The sequence below is a fragment of the Photorhabdus tasmaniensis genome (assembly GCF_011189505.1).
Taxonomy (GTDB): domain Bacteria; phylum Pseudomonadota; class Gammaproteobacteria; order Enterobacterales; family Enterobacteriaceae; genus Photorhabdus; species Photorhabdus tasmaniensis.
In genome coordinates this window covers 21,545-41,894 of the sequence record NZ_PUJU01000042.1, presented here as the reverse complement: position 1 = coordinate 41,894, position 20,350 = coordinate 21,545, and the positions used below count along the sequence as shown (strand labels likewise).

The following is a 20,350-nucleotide window of genomic DNA, read 5'->3' as shown; positions in this document are numbered from 1 at the left end:
GTCCGCCGTTGAATTTACCGGCGGAAAAGACCCGTACCACATTCAGAACCAAAACCCACAAAGGAAATGGCTTTAACGAATTGCGTTTTGAGGATGAAAACGGCAGCGAGGAAGTGTTTATTCATGCACAACGGGATATGAATACGCAGGTTCTCCGGGATAAAACCACGCAAATAAACCATGACCAGAAAACAGACGTTGAGCATAACCGCACGGTGATAATTAAACACGATGATGACGAAGCTGTGCAGGGCTTCCAGACGCTGGCAGTTAGCAAAAATCAAACGGTGACCATTAAAGGCCAGCAAGCCATTTCAATTGGTAAAAGCCATCAATTGAACGTTGCCGATAATCAGCAAATTACCGTGGGTAAACATATCACTGTGCACTCTGAAAGCGGACAAATCACTATTGGGAACGCTGGCGGCCAGATAGTGATTGACCCGATGGGGAATATTCGTATCGAAGGGGTCAGTATCACCATGACTGACCATCTCACCGGGAAGAAATCCGCCGATGCGCTGTTTGACTATTCTGCCCGCTATACCCTGCTCAGTGAGCAGAGCGGTAAGCCGCTGGTGAATACTCTCTATACCATCACCAACAACAGCGGTCAGATTACCTTTGGTAAAACCGATGCGCTGGGCAGAACCGTCACCATACAAAGTGAGGAAGAAGAAAATCTGCAACTGGATTCACCAGAAGCCCCGCCGAAACCGAAGCAAACCTTATACCGGTTCAGTGGTAACACACCGGTAGAATATGTGATGGAGTTTAAGGAGAAATAAGTATGGCAATATCTAACAAAGGCAAGATGTGTCCAGCCGTGACCTCAATTAATTGCACGATGGAAATAGGGGTTTTTCCCGCTGATGAAGATCCCTGCTATCTGGCGGAAAAAGCCGAATATGCCCAGCGGCTGCCAGCAATGATTATCACTAAACTGGGGGCGATTCGCTTTCTTAAACAGATTGTCATGAGCGGATTAATCAAAGTTGAAGAGTATAAGCACGATTTCCTGTGGCCTTATAAAGCAGAAGTGGTGTTTGCTATCAGAGGGAAAAAGGACGCTCCTCTGCCTATGCTGGCGACCAGTCAAATCTCTAAGCAGCGTTATGGTGATAATTTACCGCAATCCAGTAATCCGTTTGCCCGGCCTTCTGCTGTTGATGCGGAGAAATTTGGGGTTGTTGGTATCCGCCGTCCCGATATTATTCTGGTTAAAGATGAGGCTCTCCGCTGGCCGGGCAGAAATGCCACCTACTTCGATGGTTCTGTACACCCTGATAACCTAAAAATGTTGATTGAAGTAAAATTTCCGGGGGATGAGCTCTCTGATGGACAGGAAAAAGATTATATCCAGATTGCTACCCGTGATCGTTTCGGTGTGATGCGTGTTATCGATAACCGCACCGAGGAACAAAAACAGTATGATGAAGCGTGGCGAAAACATTACCAACCCGGTTCACAACACTATAAAAATCCAATACCGCTAGCTCCCCTACCGCCCGGTTCACCTTCTGATGATGCCCCCACACCACCCGAAGAGGGCGTGCCGGGGACTATCCCTCAACCCTTGACAAAAAACCTGCCGCTTGTCAGTACCTCTTCCTGGTCTTTTTTTCCCAGCTATGAAGACTGGGTTATCCTCGGACAGGAGGTGGCTAGCTTGACAGAACAAGGGATAGATTATATCCGTAACAGTACCCGTGAACTCCTTGCCCAGTTTGGCGTATGGCTTAGTGAAGCCGGCAAGTGGGTATGTGAAGAGATTATTGACCCGATAACCCATCAGGTCAGCTACGCTTTTTCCTGGGTCAGTGAACAAACGGGAAAAATCGTGACCTGGACTGAGAGTGAGATAAAAGCCCAATGGCAGACCGTGCAACAGGGTTCGGATATCACCTTGGAAGAGCTAAAAAGTATTAGCTGGATGCAAATATTGAAAAAAGTGGGTGAAGGCATTCTGGAAGTCGTGGTAATTATTGCCGGTGTTGCCGTTGTTATCCTCGTCACCCTTGCTGTCGCTGCTGCGCTGATTGCACTGGTGGAAATTTTAGCCGCTGCTGCTGCGGTCAGCGCCGCCGCGTTAGCTGCCGTCCTGGCAATATTGGCGAGTGTGACATTTGCCACCGCCTCATAATTCACGGAGAAAATGATGGAAACATTAGATTACTTTGCCCAGTTGAGATCACAGCTGCCCTCTTTCCTTTTTATCAATGGTGATGAATTGACCGTTTCCCGCCTGGGACTCTCAATTACCCTGTTTTTTAAACAGGGCTACACCCAGGAGAAAAAGCAACACATTCTGGCCTGTTATCGCCGCTTTCGCGAAGAGTTTGGCACTCAGCTGCGTTTTCATCGTCATGAGCTGAAGGGGTTAAGAAAATATTCACCCGAAAATATTGCAAAGGTGGAAGAAAGTATTCTTAATCAGAAAAAGAATCAGCTCTCTAGCTGGGTAGTCAGTGATGCTAAAAATCTCTATGAAGCTCCTCACTATCTGATGCGCTACATGGATTCCCGAGAAATTGATGGTGACGATAGTAGCTCTTACCTAAGCCTGACACTGCCCTGGGATTATCTGAAAGAGCAAAATGGCATGGTTCGTTTTATAACCTGGCTGGACTTTCTTTGCAAACAACTTGAACCTGACTGGGGAGACTGTGGTTATTGTCTGGTCTTGCCCAGAGATTATCATGATTATTTTCCCTTAGAGTACCAATTGACCCTGCGCTACCCCACCCTGCAAGTCAACTCTACGGTTCATACCACACTGGATGATTATGCCGATTCTATACGGAGCATGAACTGGATCACCCTGCTGTCCAGACGGTTTGTCGCACGATTGGGCGGGGAAATCTGGATACGTAAAACACTGGCACGCTACCCGGATGTGGTGATTAGCCCTTACTCCAATGGTCTGATGATCCGCGCAGGCAAATACCCGGATCTGACACCACTACCGGGCAGTGTCCCGGCGAGTTATTTTGCCATTAACCAACTGATACGCCCGATACGTTTTGTGCCGGGAGAAGGTGATTCCCTGCACTTTCACGGCGCGGGTCATTTTAATGATATTTCCACACAAGCTTGGTATGCCCGCTATGACCGTGGCCCTCTGCATATAACACCGATTAGAGGCGGCGAACCCGCCCTGGTCAGCGGGATCTGGCGAACCGATAGCTTGCCGGGCGAGCAGTACTTTTTTGCTCAGGGGGCTACAGCCTTCGATACTCAGGGCGCAGCATCGGGCACAACCGTATGGCATCTGATACGGGAAGCGGCGAATATGTGGGAATAACGGATTATCCACCGCCTCATCATGAAAGGAGAGAAGATGGAAACTTTGGATTATTTTTCCCAGTTAAGATCACAACTGGCTGCGTTTACTTTCCTCAATGGCGATGGGCTGACTGTTTCCCGTCTGGGTATCTCGATAACCCTGTTTTTTAAACAGGGTTACACTCAGGAGAAAAAGCAACGCATTCTGGCCTGTTATTGCCGCTTTCGCGAAGAGTTCAGCACTCACCTGCGTTTTCACCGTCATGCATTGAAAGGGCTAAAAAAATATTCACCAGAAAATATTGCTAAAGTGGAAGAAGGTATTCTTAATCAGAAAAAGAATCAGCCCTCTAGTTGGGTAGTCAGTGACGCCAAAAATCTCTATGAAGCTCCCCGCTATCTGATGCGTTATCTAGATTCCGACGAGGACGATGGTGATGACAGTAGCTCTTACCTAAGCCTGACACTTCCTTGGGATTATCTAAAAGAACAAGAGGGTATGGCTCGCTTTATGGCCTGGCTGGACTTTCTGTGTGAACAGCTTGAGCCTGACAGTGGGGACTGTGGTTACTGTCTGGTCCTGCCCAGAGATTACCATGATTACTTTCCCTTGGAGTACCAGTTAGCACAGCGCTATCCTTCCCTGCAAGTGAACTCCGCAGTGCACACAGCTAAATTACAGTATGAACATTCCATCCGGGGCATTAACTGGATCACCCTGCTGTCCAAACGCTTTGTTAACCGACTGGGTGGGGAACATTGGATACGCAAGACGCTGGCTCGTTATTCGGATGTGGTGATTAGCTCTTACCCCAATGGTCTGATGATCCGGGCCGGTCAATACCCGGATCTAACACCACTACCGGGCAATGTCCCGACGAGTTATTTTGCCATTAACCAGCTGATACGCCCGATACGGGTTATTCCTCGTGAAGGCCATTCTCTGCATTTTTATGGTGAAGGACATTTTAATTCAACTTCCACGCTGGCCTGGTATGCCCGCTATGACTGTGGCCCTCTGCATGTCACCCCGGTGAGAGCCGGCGAACCGATGCTTGTCAGCGGATTCTGGCGAACTGACAGCCAGCCTGACAAACAATATTTCTTTGTTCAGGGCGCAACTGCCTTTGATATTCAGGGAGCAGAACCGGGCACAACCGTATGGCATCTGATCCGGGAAGCAGAAAATAGAGAGGAGTCAATATAATGCGAAGTGTAGTAGAAGGAAGACAAATTATCCTTAACGGTGATACCACGACAACCGGAGGAAACGTTTTAAATGGTTCCGATTTAGTCAACCAACAACTGGAGGTTGCCCGTAAAGGTGACCCGGTATTTTGTCCCGCCTGTAAACAAACCGGTGCTATTGCGGAAGGTTCTAACTTGTTCAATATACAGGGAATACCTGTTGCACTGGCGGGACACCTTGTTAATTGTGGTTGCCCGACCGGAGCCTGTCGATTAAAGGTACGGTCATAAAGATCAAACTCCAAAGCCATTAATTAAAATACCCACAAAACACAAGGCAGGCTTTAAGTTGTTATTAAACGTCATTTTTTTAACTGATGATTTTAATCGGTATAAAGTTTTAACCGTTTTTTTACCCCTTTTAACGCCTGCTTTTTATTAAGTTTAATCATCATCCGCTATCATGTTTTACGTTTAACAAACCCTAAATACCTCCACTTTTTATCTTTACCAACGCTGTTTTAGCCGCATTTTTCAGAACTTAAATCCTGCCACATTAACCGTTTTATCCCTTTTTTATTGCATTGTTTTTAAGGTTTTATCCGTAAAACAACCGTCGATAAAACGCTTTAATACCTATTCCGTTCGGATAATATTCTTTTATATGCAGATTTCTTTTCAACTCTCTTTTAACGGTTAATCATTTACGATTAAATACCATTAAATCCGCAGATAAAAAGTTGCATTTACCGAGTTAAATCCGATCTTGATAAAAAAACCAAAAGCTTTAATACCTTTTCACTTGCATTTTTAAATACTCATGACAGGTTAGGTAAATGTAAAATAAATCGCGCATAAAATTTCAATCCTCGTTTTCACCCCTTTTAATACGGGATTTTTATTACATTTAATCACCATAAAATATCATTTTTTACATTTAACAACCCCTAAACACCTCCACTTTTTATCTTTACCAACGCTGTTTTACCCGTCTTTTTCAGCACTTAAATCCTGCCACATTAACCGTTTTATCCCTTTTTTATTGCATTGTTTTTAAGGTTTTATCCGTAAAATAACCGTTGATAAAACGCTTTAATATCTGTTCCTTTCGGATAATATTCTTTTATATGTGAATTTCTTTTCAACTCTCTTTTAACGGTTAATCATTTCCGATTAAATACCATTAAATCCGCAGCTAAAAACTCGCATTTACCGAGTTAAATCCGACCTTGATAAAAAAGCCAAAAGCTTTAATACCTTTTCACTTGCATTTTTAAATACTCATGGCAGGTTAGGTAAATGTAAAATAAATCGCGCATAAAATTTTAATCCTCGTTTTCACCCCTTTTAATACGGGATTTTTTTCAGAGTTTAAATCCTGCCACATTAACCGTTTTATCCCTTTTTTATTACATTACTTTTAGAGTTTTATCCGTAAAACAACCATCGATAAAACGCTTTAATACCTATTCCTTTCGGATAATATTCTTTTATATGTGGATTTCTTTTCAACTCTCTTTTAACGGTTAATCATTTTCGCTTAAATGCCATTAAATCCCCCGCTAAAAACTCGCATTTACCGAGTTAAATCCGATCTTGATAAAAAAGCCAAAAGCTTTAATACCTTTTCTTTTTCTTTTTCTTTTTCCTTTATTTGATTTTTCAGGTTTAAAACCAGAGGGTAACATATATTACAATGATATTAAAATCAAAGCCTATTCCTTTAATCGTTTTTAATATTGCTAAACGTTTTTATTCTTTCCTCTCTATTAATCCGGTTAATCTAAAAGCTTCCCGGCTTTTTAACGATTATTTTTCATTTTTCGTAAACTTCTTTCAGTCATGCAAAATCTTTTATTTTAATGATTTTTTTTAATGTTATTAATCCTGTTAAATGTTTTGATAAAATCTCATATTCTTCGTTAACACGGTCATTTTGCCACTTGGTTAAAAAGTCGTATTTTATCAGTAAGTTAAAGGGGCGTTTAAACGCCCCTTCAAAGATACTGATGTCATTAAACCGGTTTTAAGTTTCCTGTAATCCCAGTTTTTTCTCCAGATAGTGGATATTGGTGCCACCATTCTGGAAGTTTTCATCATTCATAATTGTCTGTTGAAGCTCGACATTCGTCTTGATGCCATCAATAATCAATTCTGCCAACGCGTTTTTCATACGGGCAATGGCGTTATCACGATTTTCACCGTAAGTAATCAGCTTACCAATCATTGAATCATAGTAAGGTGGTACGGTGTAGCCAGCATAAATATGCGATTCCCAACGTACACCAAATCCACCTGGCGAGTGGAAGCGGGTAATTTTACCTGGGCTTGGCAGGAACGAATTCGGATCTTCGGCGTTGATACGACACTCAATAGCATGACCACGAATAACAACATCTTTCTGTTTAATTGAAAGTGGCATACCGGCGGCAATCCGCAATTGTTCTTTAATCAGATCAACACCGGTAATCATTTCTGTCACTGGATGTTCGACCTGAATACGGGTGTTCATCTCAATGAAATAGAATTCGCCATTTTCATACAGGAATTCGAAAGTACCGGCACCACGATAGCTAATTTCGATACATGCGTTAGCACAACGTTCACCAATACTGCGACGCATTTCTGGCGTGATACCGGGTGCAGGGGCTTCTTCGACAACTTTCTGGTGACGGCGTTGCATAGAGCAATCACGTTCAGCCAGATAAATGGCTTGACCTTGACCGTCGGCCAATACCTGGATCTCAATATGACGTGGATTCTCAAGGAATTTTTCCATATAAACCATATCGTTATTGAAAGCGGCTTTTGCTTCCGCACGGGTCATATTGATTGATTGTTCCAGATCTTTATCACTGCGGACGACGCGCATACCGCGACCGCCACCGCCACCGGATGCCTTGATGATGACAGGATAGCCGATGCGTTTAGCAATGGTTTTGTTTTTCTCTGTGTCATCAGACAATGAGCCATCAGAGCCAGGTACACAAGGAACGCCAGCTTTTTTCATCGCATTGATAGCAGAAACCTTATCACCCATCAGGCGGATCGTTTCTGCTTTTGGGCCGATAAAAATAAAGCCAGAACGTTCAACCTGTTCAGCAAAATCTGCATTTTCGGACAGAAAACCGTAGCCAGGGTGAATGGCGACTGCGCCAGCAATTTCTGCCGCAGAAATAATCGCAGGGATATTAAGATAACTTTTTGCAGAAGTTGCCGGGCCAATACAGATTGTTTCGTCTGCCAACAGGACGTGTTTTAAGTCACGATCCGCAGAGGAATGTACCGCAACGGTTTTGATCCCCAACTCTTTACAAGCTCGCAGGATACGCAGGGCAATTTCACCACGGTTAGCAATTACAATTTTATCAAGCATGGGAGCGCCTCGTTATTCGATGACGACCAATGGCTCGTCAAATTCAACGGCGTGACCGTTTTCCACAAGAATCGCTTTAACCACACCGGCTTTGTCGGCTTCGATTTGGTTCATCATTTTCATTGATTCAACGATGCAGAGGGTATCACCTACATTGACACGTTGGCCGATCTCGATAAACGGTTTCGCATCCGGGCTAGGTGTACGATAGAAAGTCCCTACCAGTGGAGAACGAACAATGTGACCACTGAACGCAGCCGATCTATCACTGATTTCAGGCAGTGCCTGAGAAGGTTCAACCGCGTTAGCCAGTGCAGGTTGTTGTGCCTGGGCGGGAATGTATTGTTGAGCTGCCGGAAAACTCTGGGGGGCTAATGCGCGGCTGATGCGCACTGACTCTTCCCCTTCAGAAATTTCCAGTTCAGAAATGCCAGATTCTTCAACCAGCTCGATCAGTTTTTTTATCTTACGAATATCCATGAGTGTGATTCCGTACTCTTCTGTTTCATTTAGTTGACTTTTGACAAGCGGTTTACCGCTGCCTGTAATGCAAAGCTATAGCCATCCACCCCTAAACCGCAGATTACACCAACAGCAAGATCTGAAAGATATGAGTGATGACGAAATGGCTCGCGCGCGTGAACATTGGAGAGGTGGATCTCAATAAATGGGATCTTCACAGTCAGCAATGCATCACGCAGTGCCACGCTGGTATGCGTGAGTGCAGCAGGGTTAATTAAAATAAAATCAGTATTACCCTGTGCAGAATGAATGCTATTTATCAGCTCAAACTCTGCGTTGGATTGCAGGTGACTGAATTTAACCCCTAATTGATGGGCTTCTTCAGACAATTTGCTGACGATATCGTCGAGCGTTAAGTTGCCATAGATATCAGGCTCCCGGGTTCCTAACATATTCAGGTTAGGCCCATTAAGGAGTAAAATGTGAAACTTGTCTGCCATTGTGCTGGTATCTCCGGCAATTTGTCAACAATTGCCCAACATAATCCTATATTAACGATTTGTCATCTTTTTAAAACAGCCACAAGTTCATTTCGGCGATAAAGCCCGACATTATAATGATATCGTAGCATTTAGCAGCTAAATACTGGTCTTATCAGAAAAAATGTCAAGAATAAAGCCACTGTACTTTAGAGGCTAGTCACAATTCTTAACGAACTCTTACCAATGTACGTCCTGTCACTTGGTTAGTTATCAATTTATTTGCGTATTCCACGGCTTGGTCCAGTGTTATCTCAGTCGTTGACTGTTGATAAAAAGAAGCGGGTAGCAGTTTTTGCAAGCGTTGCCACACAGCAGATCGTTTGGTGGATGGAACCGTGACAGATTCTACGCCTTGCAGACGTACGTTCCGTAAAATAAATGGCATGACTGTTGTTGGCAGATCTGCACTACCAGCGAGCCCACAGGCTGCAATGGTACCGTTATAGTGAGTTTGGGCCAGTATTGTTGCCAGTACATTACCGCCTACCGTATCAATTGCTCCAGCCCAAAGCTGCTTTTCTAATGGGCGAGGTGGTTGGCTAAATTCATTACGTGGCAGAACTTTTTTTGCCCCAAGGGATAACAAATATTCGTGATTTTCCTGTCTGCCGCTAATGGCAACAACAGAATAGCCAAGTTGTGAAAGGAGCGCTATTGCAGTACTTCCTACACCCCCGCTGGCACCGGTTACAATAACATCACCACTTTCTGGTTTAACGCCGCCTTGTTCCAGCGCGATAACACACAGCATCGCGGTAAAACCGGCAGTACCAAGGATCATTGCTTGCCTGCTATTCAAGCCGGTTGGTAAGGGGGTCAGCCATTCTCCTGAAACTCTGGCTTGTTCTGCCAGGCCACCCCAATGATTTTCGCCTACACCCCAGCCAGTTAATAGTACATGCTGACCGATATGAAAACGAGGATCTTCTGTACTGTGTACAATTCCAGAGAAGTCGATACCCGGTATCATTGGGAATTGGCGGACAATTTTCCCTTTACCTGTGATTGCTAATGCATCTTTATAGTTTAGGGTTGACCAGTGAATATCGACGGTAACGTCTCCCACGGGAAGGTGAGAAGCATCAACTTCTTCTATGGACGCTGATAGTTGATTCTGTTGTTGCTTAAGTAGCAGAGCTTTCATTAGATGGTTCCGTTCTCTGTAAGTCATTTTGTTATTAAATAAGAATAGATAAAAATTGGCAGTTTACATAAAGAATATAAGAAAAAATAAAGTGTTGATGGATTATAAAACAGAATCTGTTCGCATTTTTCCTGTGATGTCAGTGTTAGGTTTCAGTATCAGTATATTGTAAGTTATTTCAGAAAGTTCTGTTTTTTATTATTTTATAGCAGAAAATACTGTATTTTAGCTATAATTTATTACATTATTAACTTGTTCACTACACAGACTGATACTTACAGTTAACTATCGGAAATAGTGAGCAGAAGTGTCGATCGTATGTGAACTTACAGCAATAGATACTGGTCGAAATAGAGATAAGCAGATCGGTTGCGACGGTAACGGTGGCACTGTAACGCTGAATTATGCAAAACCGGGTGGTTCCTGCACTTCGTTATGGAACAATTGGTAAAATTAACCCATTTTTATGCAGTTTTTTTCTGCTCCGTTTGGAAAAAGTAACGTAGAATATTGCTTTGTTGATATGAATAACGTAGCCACTTTTTTATTGAAGCAGGTGCTTATGCGCCTTGTCGCTGCTTCATGTGGTTGGTAGAGTAGACGGGTTTTATTCCGTCCCCAGCTTGCAGGATTATCCTTTCGCTATGTTTAAAAAATTTCGTGGCATGTTTTCCAACGACTTGTCTATTGACTTGGGTACCGCCAATACCCTTATTTATGTCAAAGGCCAGGGTATTGTATTGAATGAACCTTCTGTCGTCGCAATCCGTCAGGATCGTGCAGGTTCATCGAAAAGTGTTGCTGCCGTTGGGCAGGAAGCAAAGCAAATGCTGGGTCGTACACCGGGTAATATCGCGGCGATTCGTCCGATGAAAGATGGTGTCATTGCCGATTTTTATGTTACAGAGAAAATGCTGCAACATTTTATTAAACAAGTTCATAGCAACAGTTTTATGCGCCCAAGCCCGCGAGTTTTGGTTTGTGTGCCAGTCGGCGCAACTCAGGTTGAACGCCGGGCCATCCGTGAATCGGCGCTCAGTGCCGGAGCCCGCGAAGTGTTTTTGATTGAAGAGCCTATGGCGGCGGCTATCGGTGCTGGCCTGCCTGTTTCTGAAGCAACAGGTTCAATGGTCGTGGATATCGGCGGCGGTACTACAGAAGTCGCGGTTATCTCTCTGAATGGCGTTGTTTATTCATCATCTGTGCGCATTGGTGGTGACCGGTTTGATGAGGCTATTATCAACTATGTCCGCCGTAATTATGGTGCGCTAATTGGTGAAGCAACGGCTGAACGAATTAAACATACTATCGGTTCAGCCTATCCTGGCGATGAAATGCTGGAGATTGAAGTGCGTGGTCGTAATTTGGCGGAAGGCGTACCGCGTGGTTTTACCCTTAACTCCAACGAAATTCTTGAAGCTTTGCAAGAGCCGTTAACGGGTATTGTCAGTGCTGTCATGGTCGCTCTTGAACAGTGTCCGCCAGAGTTGGCTTCCGATATTTCAGAACGTGGTATGATCCTGACCGGTGGTGGTGCACTATTGCGTAATCTTGATCGCTTACTGATAGAGGAAACCGGTATTCCGGTCATTGTTGCGGAGGATCCGTTGACCTGTGTTGCCCGTGGTGGTGGAAAAGCGCTTGAAATGATCGACATGCATGGTGGTGAGCTCTTCAGTGAGGAGTGAGTATTAACTTGCAAGTGAGGAAGGGATGATGGGTAGATCAGACCTCCTTGCTATTGCTGTCTGGGAATTCCATTGTTTATGAAACAGCACAGTTTGGAATAGCGCAGCTTATGAAGCCAATTTTTAGCAGGGGGCCTTCCCTGCAATTACGACTTTTCTTTGCTGTTATTGTTGCCATTACTCTGGTTGTGGCAGACAGCCGCCTTGATGCTCTCAGTAAAGTCCGTAACTATATGGATACAGTGGTCAGTCCATTTTATTTTCTTGCCAATGGCCCGCGTCAAGTACTTGATGGTGTGTCAGAAACGCTTGCCTCCCGTGAACAACTGCAATTGGAAAATCGCGCCTTACGCCAAGAGTTATTGATTAAAAACAGTGAGATGCTGTTGTTAGGGCAACTTAAGCAGGAAAATTCCCGCTTGCGTGAACTGTTAGGATCTCCTTTGCGTCAGGATGAACACATGATGGTGACACAGGTGATTTCCGGTAAGGCTAATCCTTATAGTGATCAGGTGGTCATTGATAAGGGATCAAGAGAAGGCGTTTATGAAGGGCAACCGGTTATCAGTGATAAAGGCATTGTTGGTCAGGTTGTTGCTGTCAGTCAGTTTACCAGCCGGGTATTACTGATTTGTGATACGACCCATGCTTTGCCAATCCAGGTTTTACGTAATGATATCAGGGCTATTGTTGCGGGTGCAGGCTGTGCTGATGATTTGCAATTTGAGTCATTACCAAGTAATACCGATATTCGGGTTGGGGATGTGCTGGTCACTTCTGGCTTAGGTGGGCGTTTTCCTGAAGGGTATCCGGTAGCGGTGGTATCGTCGGTTAAAGTCGATAATCAGCGGGCCTATACGGTGATTCAGGCTCGGCCAACCGCAGAATTACAGCGTTTGCGTTATTTGCTGTTATTGTGGGGGGCAGATAATAACCCATCCGAACCATTGCCTCCATCAGAAGTTTATCGTGTAGCTAATGAGCGCTTAATGCAGATGATGCCTCAGGTATTACCACATGCAAATGAAATTGGGCCGCCAGCGCCGTCTTCTGTTTCTAATGAAATAACCAAAACGACAGGAAGGGTGGAAAATTCTGAGCCACTAGTAACGTCTGCTAAATTTATAAATGCGAGAAATCGTTAATGAATCAATACCGGAGTCATGGGCGTTGGATCATTTGGTTATCTTTCTTGATTGCAATGGTGTTGCAAATTATGCCGTGGCCGGAACAAATTTATATGTACCGGCCTACCTGGTCAGCACTATTACTCATTTATTGGGTGATGGCATTACCTCATAGAGTCAGTGTTGGTACGGGCTTTTTATTGGGAATAATCATAGACCTGATTCAGGGGGCAACACTGGGTGTTAACGCCTTGGCTTATAGCCTTGTTAGCTATTTGGTGTCATTTAAGTTTCAATTATTCCGTAATATGGCACTTTGGCAGCAGGCTTTAGTCGTTGTTGCTTTATCGGTGCTGATGGATCTCAGTGTTTTTTGGGCAGAGTTTTTGTTATCAAATGTTGCTTTTCATCCAGAAATATTCTGGAACAGTTTGGTCAACGGTATTCTTTGGCCGTGGTTATTCCTATTAATGCGAAAAATCCGTCGTCAATTTAATGTGCATTAGTGGTCGGATCGCGGTTTTTGATGTCTTGGCAAAGAGCTTATTCCGGTAGACGTTATTGATGCAGGCCATTCTCACCAATAGATCGTGGATACGGGCAGAGTACATAATCCGGACGGATATAGAGCACGTGAGGATAACTCGTTTTGCTCACCCTTCGGGTCGCACTAAAGTGCGTTCAAAAGCGATTGCTTTTGTTTGAGTTCTTTATTGTAAAGAATGGTTAAAAAGCCCTAATGAGATAAGTAGTAAGGACAATATCATCATGAAAACCCTTTATCTGGCTTCCGGTTCACCGAGGCGGCGTGAGCTGGTTGAATTATTGGACTTTAAATTTGAAATTCTTTCTCCTCAGGTAAAGGAGCAATGGCAAGAGGGTGAAACTCCGCGTCAATATGTCAGCCGATTAGCAAAAGATAAATCTCTGGCGGGGGTTGTTATTGCGCCAGAGGATTTTCCCGTGTTGGGAGCGGATACTATTGTTATATTGAATGATAAGATTTTGGAAAAACCTCGTAGTGAACAACATGCCGTTGAAATGCTCAACGCACTTTCCGGTCAGTGTCATCAGGTAATTACAGCTATTGCTTTATCAGATAGTCAGAGTACTTTAAGTGATATAGTCGTTACAGATGTGACCTTTCGCCAATTATCCACGCAGGAAATTTTGGATTATGTAGCGACTGGTGAGCCAATGGATAAAGCGGGTGCTTATGGTATTCAGGGAAAAGCAGGTTGCTTTGTCAAAACGCTGAAGGGTAGTTATCACTCAGTTGTTGGTTTGCCATTAGTGGAAACGCATGAATTAATCACAAAGTTTTTCGCGTTGGTTGATGGAAAGAGGAACACATGACAGCAGAGTTATTAGTCAATATAACACCATCAGAAACGCGCGTTGCCTACATTGATGGTGGGATTTTGCAGGAAATCCATGTCGAAAGGGAAGCCAAAAGGGGCATTGTCGGCAATATTTACAAAGGTCGTGTCAGCCGGGTGTTACCCGGGATGCAGGCGGCCTTTGTTGATATTGGGCTGGAAAAAGCGGCTTTTCTTCACGCTTCAGACATTATGCCCCACACGGAATGTATTGCCGGCGAAGAACGCAAGAACTTCCATGTCAGAGATATTGCTGAATTGGTTCGCCAGGGGCAGGATTTGATGGTTCAGGTGGTGAAAGATCCACTTGGCACCAAAGGAGCCCGGTTAACTACGGATATTACCTTACCTTCCCGCTATCTGGTATTTATGCCCGGCGCTTCTCATGTTGGGGTTTCACAACGTATCGAAAGTGAAGAAGAGCGTAATCGCCTGAAAAATATTGTTGCTGACTATTGTGATGAGCATGGTGGTTTTATTATCAGAACTGCTGCCGAGGGAGTTGGCGACGAAGAGTTAGCTCAGGATGCGGCTTTCTTGAAACGATTGTGGAGTAAGGTGATAGAGCGTAAAAAGCGTAATATCACTAAAAATAAACTTTATGGCGAATTGGCTCTGGCCCATCGTATTTTGCGCGATTTCGCCGGAGCAGCCCTTGATCGTATTCGTGTGGATTCTCGTCTGACGTTTAATCAGTTACAGGAATTTATTAGTGAATATATTCCTAAAATGACAGCCAGATTGGAACTTTATAGTGGTAATCAACCTATTTTCGATCTGTTTGATGTAGAAAATGAGATCCAACGGGCACTCGATCGTAAAGTTGAATTGAAATCAGGTGGTTATCTGATTATTGACCAAACAGAAGCGATGACCACAATTGATATTAATACTGGCGCATTTGTCGGGCACCGTAATCTGGAAGAAACTATCTTTAATACTAATATTGAAGCGACGCAGGCTATTGCCAGGCAATTAAGGCTGCGTAATTTGGGTGGTATTATCATTATTGATTTTATCGATATGAATAGTGAAGATCATCGCCGACGGGTATTAGCTTCTCTTGAACAGGCTCTGAGTAAAGATCGTGTTAAAACAACGATTAATGGTTTTTCACAACTCGGGCTGGTGGAAATGACGCGTAAGCGGACCCGTGAAAGTATTGAGCATATACTCTGCGACGACTGTCCTACCTGCCATGGAAGGGGGACGGTAAAATCTGTTGAAACTGTCTGTTATGAAATTATGCGTGAAATTGTGCGTGTTCACCGGGCAGTTGATGCAGATCGTTTCCTTATTTATGCTTCACCGGCAGTGGTTGAAGCGCTGAAAGGGGAGGAATCTCATGCACTGGCGGAAGTGGAAATTTTTGTTGGTAAGCAGGTAAAAGTTCAGACAGAACAGCTCTACAGTCAGGAGCAGTTTGACGTAGTTATGATGTAATTGTCTGGTTTGCTGGCATATAACAGCGTTGGCAACCAAGGAGATGCGTGTGAGGCGACTGCCGGGAGTATTATTAGCGACAGCCGCAATAGTCATTATTATTATGGCTTTGCTTGTTAGTGGGTTACGTTTTCTGCTGCCGCATATTAATGGTTATCGTCCGCAATTGCTTGCTACAGTTGAGTCAATTGTCGGTGTACCTGTTGATGTTGGATATATTGCAGGAAAATGGGAATCTTTTGGGCCTGTTCTTGAATTACGTGATATCGATGTGAAAACGGCCAGTGCAGATGTGAAGGCAAAAAAAATCACGGTGGCATTGGATATCTGGTTATCTTTGTTGAGAATGCGCTGGAATTTTCGCGATCTGACTTTTTATCAATTACAGGTGGATTACCATCAACCGTTGCTTGATGATCAACGCGGTAATATGTTTTCCCAATCAGATACGTTTTCTAATCTGTTTCTCGAACAATTTGATCATTTTAATCTGCAAGATAGCCGCATTACTTTTCTTACCCCCTCCGGTGAACGGGCTGATCTGCTATTACCACAATTAACCTGGCTGAATAAAAATAACCGCCACCGTGCTCAAGGGGAAATTAGCCTTTCTTCTATTAATAATCAGCATGGAAATGTACAGGTTAAATTTGATTTACGTGACACTCATGGCGTATTGGATAACGGTACTATTTATTTACAGGCCGATAATGTTGATATGCATCCGTGGTTGAGCCATTGGTTGCAGGATAATACTGGGCTGAAAGATGCTGAATTTAGTTTATCTAGCTGGATTACGCTCAAAGATGGGCGAATTGATGGTGGTCAACTGCAACTACGGCAGGGAGAAGCTAACTGGAAGGTTGCTGACAAATTTCACCGTCTTTCTGTCAGTGATCTGGTGTTACGGATGCGCCGCCAGGATGATGGTTGGTTGTTTGATGCACCTGAATTGGCAAGCCTGGCTACTGACGGTCAGCAATGGCCATCAGGCAAGGCATCTGTGCTCTATTTGCCAGAAACCAAGAAATACGATGGTAAAGATCATTGGCGTATCCGGGCAGAAAATATTCAACTTGAACGGTTGAGCAACATTTTACCCACTTTCTCTTTTTTGACCCCTGATGTTGTCAGAGATTGGGAGCGTCGCCAGCCGCAAGGATTGGTAAATCATCTCGCTCTCGATATAACACCGGAAATTGCAGATGATTTCCAAATGAGTATGCAATGGCAGGATGTGAGTTGGCAGCGCTGGCAGGGGCTGCCTTCTATTGATAATTTCTCTGGTTCTCTCAACGGTAGCTTGCAGCAAGGCGAACTTAACTTTGCTTTGAAAGATAGCGTAGCTGATTATCGCGATGTGTTCCTGGCACCGTTTGAGATATCCCAAAGTCATGGAGAAATATTTTGGCGGCAGGATAAGCGAGGTTTACAGCTTTGGAGTCAGGGGTTGGATTTGCAGGCGAAATCATTGTGGGTCAGTGGTGATTTTCGTTATCAACAACCAAAAGAGCAGCCTCCGGCGCTGAGTATTCTGGCGGGAGTACGGGTTTATGATGCGGGTGATGCCTGGAGATATTTTCCTGAGCCTTTGATGGGGACATCTCTGACTGACTATCTGACCGCTTCAATTATTAAAGGGCAAATAGAAAACGCAACTTTTGTTTTTCAAGGTAATCCCAAAGGTTTCCCATTTGTAAAGAATGATGGTCAGTTTCAGGTTTTTGCTCCCCTGCGTCATGCTACTTTCCAATATCAACCAAATTGGCCTGCGCTGCTGGATCTTAATATTGATCTTAATTTCCATAATAACGGTTTGTGGATGCTGGCTGCGCAAACTGCGCTTGGTAAAGTGAAAGCCAATAATGTTTCAGCGGTAATTTCTGATTATAGTAGAAAGAAATTGTTAATCGATGCCGATATTCTGGGGGATGGTAAAGATATTCATGAATATTTTACCCGTAGCCCGTTAGCGGATTCTGTTGGTGAAACGCTTAATACATTACAGATTGGTGGTCAGGTTGCGGGTAATTTGCATTTGGATATTCCACTCAATGGTGGCAATGTGAATGCCAGTGGTGAGGTCACTTTAAAAGATAACCATTTGTTGATTAAGCCGCTGGGCAGTGAAATGAAAAATGTCAGTGGCCGGTTCCGCTTTGATAATGGTAATTTACAAAGTGACAAATTATCAGTGCAATGGTTTGGACAGCCTGTTATTGTTGATTTTTCTACTGGGAACTTATCAAAAAATTATCGGGTAAATGTTGGTCTGAATGCCCATTGGGCTGTGGCAAAATTACCTGAACTACCACCAGCAGTTGCTAAAACGCTTTCTGGTTCCGTTGACTGGGTCGGGAAAGTAGGCGTTAGTTTACCGTTTCAGGGTAAGGTCCAATATGATGTGAAAATCGATGCTGATTTGTCACAAGTAGATAGCTATTTATCTGTCTTGAGAGCAGATGAACTGCGTAAACTGAAAGTGCTTCATATTCTGGCTGATGGTGATATGGCTCAGCTGCGGGTAAAAGGGACGTTAGGTAAGCAGTATGCGTTTAATACTCAATGGAGTTTGGCAGAGAAAAGTACTCAACTGTCACGGGGAATTTTACAAAGTAACAGTGACAAAATTCCTGACTTACCTGAAAAATCGTTATTGGCATTGAATCTTCCGGCAATTGAGGGTGAAGAGTGGTTAGGGCTAATTGCGCCTCTGACTTCAAGTTCTTCATTTGCAGGAAGGGCAATATTGCCACAACATCTGCGTGTGTCGCTTCCGTCATTGGATGTGGGGGGACAGCGTTGGAATCAGTTATCGTTAGATATAGAACAACAGCCCTGGGGAACACAGGTTAGTGCTGATGGTCAGGAAATCAACGGTAAGCTTAATATGCGTAATAGTGGCCCGTGGCAGCTGAATTTGAGCCATCTTTACTATAACCCTCTGCAATATAGCCCTCAGCAACCTGAATCAGATTTATCTAAGCAATCTCAAACAGGTACAACTCAGCGTTATTCGCTGAACCAATGGCCTTCATTAGATATTGTCTGCTCTGAGTGTTGGATTATGGGGTTGAAACTTGGGAAAGTGTCTGGTTCCCTGATACCCGAAGGTAATTCGCTTATATTAAGAGATGGAATGGTGGAAAACAGCGCCAGTAAACTGAATTTGGCCGGTCGTTGGCAAGAAAGTGCTGTAGGGAGTAATACTCATCTTATGGGGCAATTCTCCGGTGAAAAATTTGATGAGATGGCATCTTACCTTGGTATCGTCGTGCCGATTGTGAAGTCACCGTTTACTTTCCGTTTTGATTTTAACTGGCGGGATACACCGTGGAAACCCGATTTACAGACACTGAATGGCCATCTTAAAAGCGATTTAGGTAAAGGTGCTATTGAGAAACTGGGAGGAGGAAGTGCTGGTCAGTTACTAAAATTGGTCAGTTTTGATGCTTTGTTGCGTAAATTGCAGCTCGATTTTAGTGATACTTTTAGCCAGGATTTTGAATTTGATTCACTCCGTGGTGATATTTCAGTAAATAATGGGATACTCAAGACTAAAAATTTACGGATCGATGGACTGATTGCTGATGTGATAACGAAAGGAGAGATTGATCTTGTTCGCCAACAGATCAATATAGAAGCCATCGTCACGCCAGAAATTTCTGCTACTGTCGGTGTAGCAACGGCTTTTGTTATCAATCCGGTAGCCGGTGCTGCATTATTCGCAGCAACTAAGGTTTTGGGGCCGTTATGGCATAAGATATCGGTTATTCGTTACCGGATTACGGGTAATCTTGAACAACCGAAAATTGATGAAGTCCTGCGTCAGCTTAAGGAGAATAGAGGAACATGAGAAACGTCAATGTTGCACTCTTGCAGTTATGTAGCGGTGAGAATATCAAACATAATTTGGCGCAAATTGAACAACAAATTAAGCCGTTGCCGGATACTATTAAGCTTGTGATGACCCCGGAAAACGCATTGTTGTTTGCGAATGCTGCCAGCTATCGTCATCATGCAGAACAGCAAGGAAAAGGGCCTTTGCAGCAGGCCGTCAGTGAGATTGCATGTCGTTATGGTGTCTGGTTATTGATCGGTTCTATGCCGCTTATCAGTCGTGAAAATCCTGAACGGATCACCAGTAGCAGTCTGTTGTTTGATGATCAGGGTGAAATCCGTGCTCGTTACGACAAAATCCACATGTTTGACGTCAATATTGATGATGAACATGGCTCATATAACGAATCGTCTATTTTCCAGCGCGGAGAACGTATTACTGTCGTGGATACACCGGTTGGTCGTCTTGGTATGACCATATGCTATGATCTGCGTTTCCCCGGGTTGTTTCAGGCTTTGCGTGAGCAAGGTGCTGAGTTGATATCTGTTCCTGCCGCATTTACCCGTTTAACAGGAAGAGCACATTGGGAGCCATTGTTACGGGCCCGCGCTATTGAAAACCAGTGTATTCTGTTGGCACCTGCTCAGGTTGGTGTCCACGGAACCCGTCAGACATGGGGCCACTCAATGGTGGTAGACGGCTGGGGGAAAGTCATTAAGAAAAACCCAGATGCAGTCAGTGCATTACAACTGAATGTCAGGGTGGATAGCCTGAAGATTATGCGTGAGCAGATGAGAGTGGTGAAACATAATCGCTTCCGGCCGCAATTGACTTCCCTGATTGAAAAGAATACAGCAAATTAAAGAGTATCAATT

Annotated in this window: 16 protein-coding genes; 12 read left to right on the top strand and 4 right to left on the bottom strand. The window is 44.0% G+C overall.

Annotated features, from left to right (window positions below; genetic code table 11):
- The 5 genes from C5471_RS17255 to C5471_RS17235 all read left to right on the top strand — a co-directional run.
- Positions 1 to 788 (top strand): bacteriophage T4 gp5 trimerisation domain-containing protein (locus tag C5471_RS17255; protein ID WP_422630928.1); only part of this gene is annotated, 788 nt, incomplete at its 5' end.
- Between the two features lie 2 nt (positions 789 to 790).
- The gene (locus C5471_RS17250) at positions 791 to 2,143 is read left to right on the top strand and encodes a VRR-NUC domain-containing protein (protein ID WP_166296207.1); all 1,353 of its coding nucleotides are present in this window, start codon (positions 791 to 793) and stop codon (positions 2,141 to 2,143) included.
- A gap of 15 nt (positions 2,144 to 2,158) precedes the next feature.
- Positions 2,159 to 3,304: a DUF3396 domain-containing protein gene (locus C5471_RS17245; protein WP_133815699.1), complete on the top strand. Its 1,146-nt coding sequence runs from the start codon at positions 2,159 to 2,161 to the stop codon at positions 3,302 to 3,304.
- Positions 3,305 to 3,340: 36 nt separating this feature from the next.
- Entirely contained in the window at positions 3,341 to 4,492 is a 1,152-nt protein-coding gene (locus C5471_RS17240) for a DUF3396 domain-containing protein (RefSeq protein ID WP_133815595.1), read from the top strand.
- Positions 4,492 to 4,764, top strand: a complete 273-nt coding sequence (locus tag C5471_RS17235; protein WP_133813395.1) for a PAAR domain-containing protein — start codon at positions 4,492 to 4,494, stop codon at positions 4,762 to 4,764. Before C5471_RS17240 ends, C5471_RS17235 begins: the two co-directional genes overlap by 1 nt.
- Before the next feature lie 1,735 nt (positions 4,765 to 6,499).
- On the opposite strand, the gene accC is transcribed toward C5471_RS17235, so the two are convergent.
- The 4 genes from accC to acuI form a co-directional block, all read right to left on the bottom strand.
- Positions 6,500 to 7,849, bottom strand: coding sequence for an acetyl-CoA carboxylase biotin carboxylase subunit (gene accC / locus C5471_RS17230; protein ID WP_133815594.1), 1,350 nt, complete (start codon positions 7,847 to 7,849; stop codon positions 6,500 to 6,502).
- Between the two features lie 12 nt (positions 7,850 to 7,861).
- Entirely contained in the window at positions 7,862 to 8,329 is a 468-nt protein-coding gene (gene accB, locus C5471_RS17225; RefSeq protein WP_133815593.1) for an acetyl-CoA carboxylase biotin carboxyl carrier protein, read from the bottom strand.
- A 29-nt stretch (positions 8,330 to 8,358) separates the two neighbouring features.
- Positions 8,359 to 8,811, bottom strand: coding sequence for a type II 3-dehydroquinate dehydratase (gene aroQ / locus C5471_RS17220; protein ID WP_133815592.1), 453 nt, complete (start codon positions 8,809 to 8,811; stop codon positions 8,359 to 8,361).
- Positions 8,812 to 9,019: 208 nt separating this feature from the next.
- Positions 9,020 to 9,997: an acrylyl-CoA reductase (NADPH) gene (acuI, locus tag C5471_RS17215; RefSeq protein ID WP_133815591.1), complete on the bottom strand. Its 978-nt coding sequence runs from the start codon at positions 9,995 to 9,997 to the stop codon at positions 9,020 to 9,022.
- 644 nt (positions 9,998 to 10,641) lie between these two features.
- Between acuI and mreB the strand changes: the two genes are divergently transcribed.
- The 7 genes from mreB to nit1 all read left to right on the top strand — a co-directional run bounded on the left by mreB (position 10,642) and on the right by nit1 (position 20,338).
- Positions 10,642 to 11,685 (top strand): rod shape-determining protein MreB, encoded by a 1,044-nt coding sequence (mreB, locus tag C5471_RS17210; protein ID WP_021323550.1) that lies wholly within the window; start codon positions 10,642 to 10,644, stop codon positions 11,683 to 11,685.
- A gap of 110 nt (positions 11,686 to 11,795) precedes the next feature.
- Positions 11,796 to 12,830, top strand: coding sequence for a rod shape-determining protein MreC (gene mreC, locus C5471_RS17205; RefSeq protein WP_166296204.1), 1,035 nt, complete (start codon positions 11,796 to 11,798; stop codon positions 12,828 to 12,830).
- Entirely contained in the window at positions 12,830 to 13,318 is a 489-nt protein-coding gene (mreD, locus tag C5471_RS17200; protein WP_133815590.1) for a rod shape-determining protein MreD, read from the top strand. The genes mreC and mreD overlap by 1 nt, the downstream gene beginning before the upstream one ends.
- 262 nt (positions 13,319 to 13,580) lie before the next feature.
- Complete coding sequence (locus C5471_RS17195; protein ID WP_133815589.1) at positions 13,581 to 14,168, top strand: Maf family protein; 588 nt, start codon at positions 13,581 to 13,583, stop codon at positions 14,166 to 14,168.
- Positions 14,165 to 15,634, top strand: a complete 1,470-nt coding sequence (gene rng, locus C5471_RS17190) for a ribonuclease G (RefSeq protein ID WP_133815588.1) — start codon at positions 14,165 to 14,167, stop codon at positions 15,632 to 15,634. The genes C5471_RS17195 and rng overlap by 4 nt, the downstream gene beginning before the upstream one ends.
- 49 nt (positions 15,635 to 15,683) lie before the next feature.
- Positions 15,684 to 19,490, top strand: a complete 3,807-nt coding sequence (yhdP, locus tag C5471_RS17185; RefSeq protein WP_166296201.1) for an AsmA2 domain-containing protein YhdP — start codon at positions 15,684 to 15,686, stop codon at positions 19,488 to 19,490.
- On the top strand, positions 19,487 to 20,338 hold the full coding sequence (gene nit1, locus C5471_RS17180; RefSeq protein ID WP_133815586.1) for a deaminated glutathione amidase: 852 nt from the start codon (positions 19,487 to 19,489) through the stop codon (positions 20,336 to 20,338). Before yhdP ends, nit1 begins: the two co-directional genes overlap by 4 nt.
- Positions 20,339 to 20,350 lie beyond the last annotated feature (12 nt).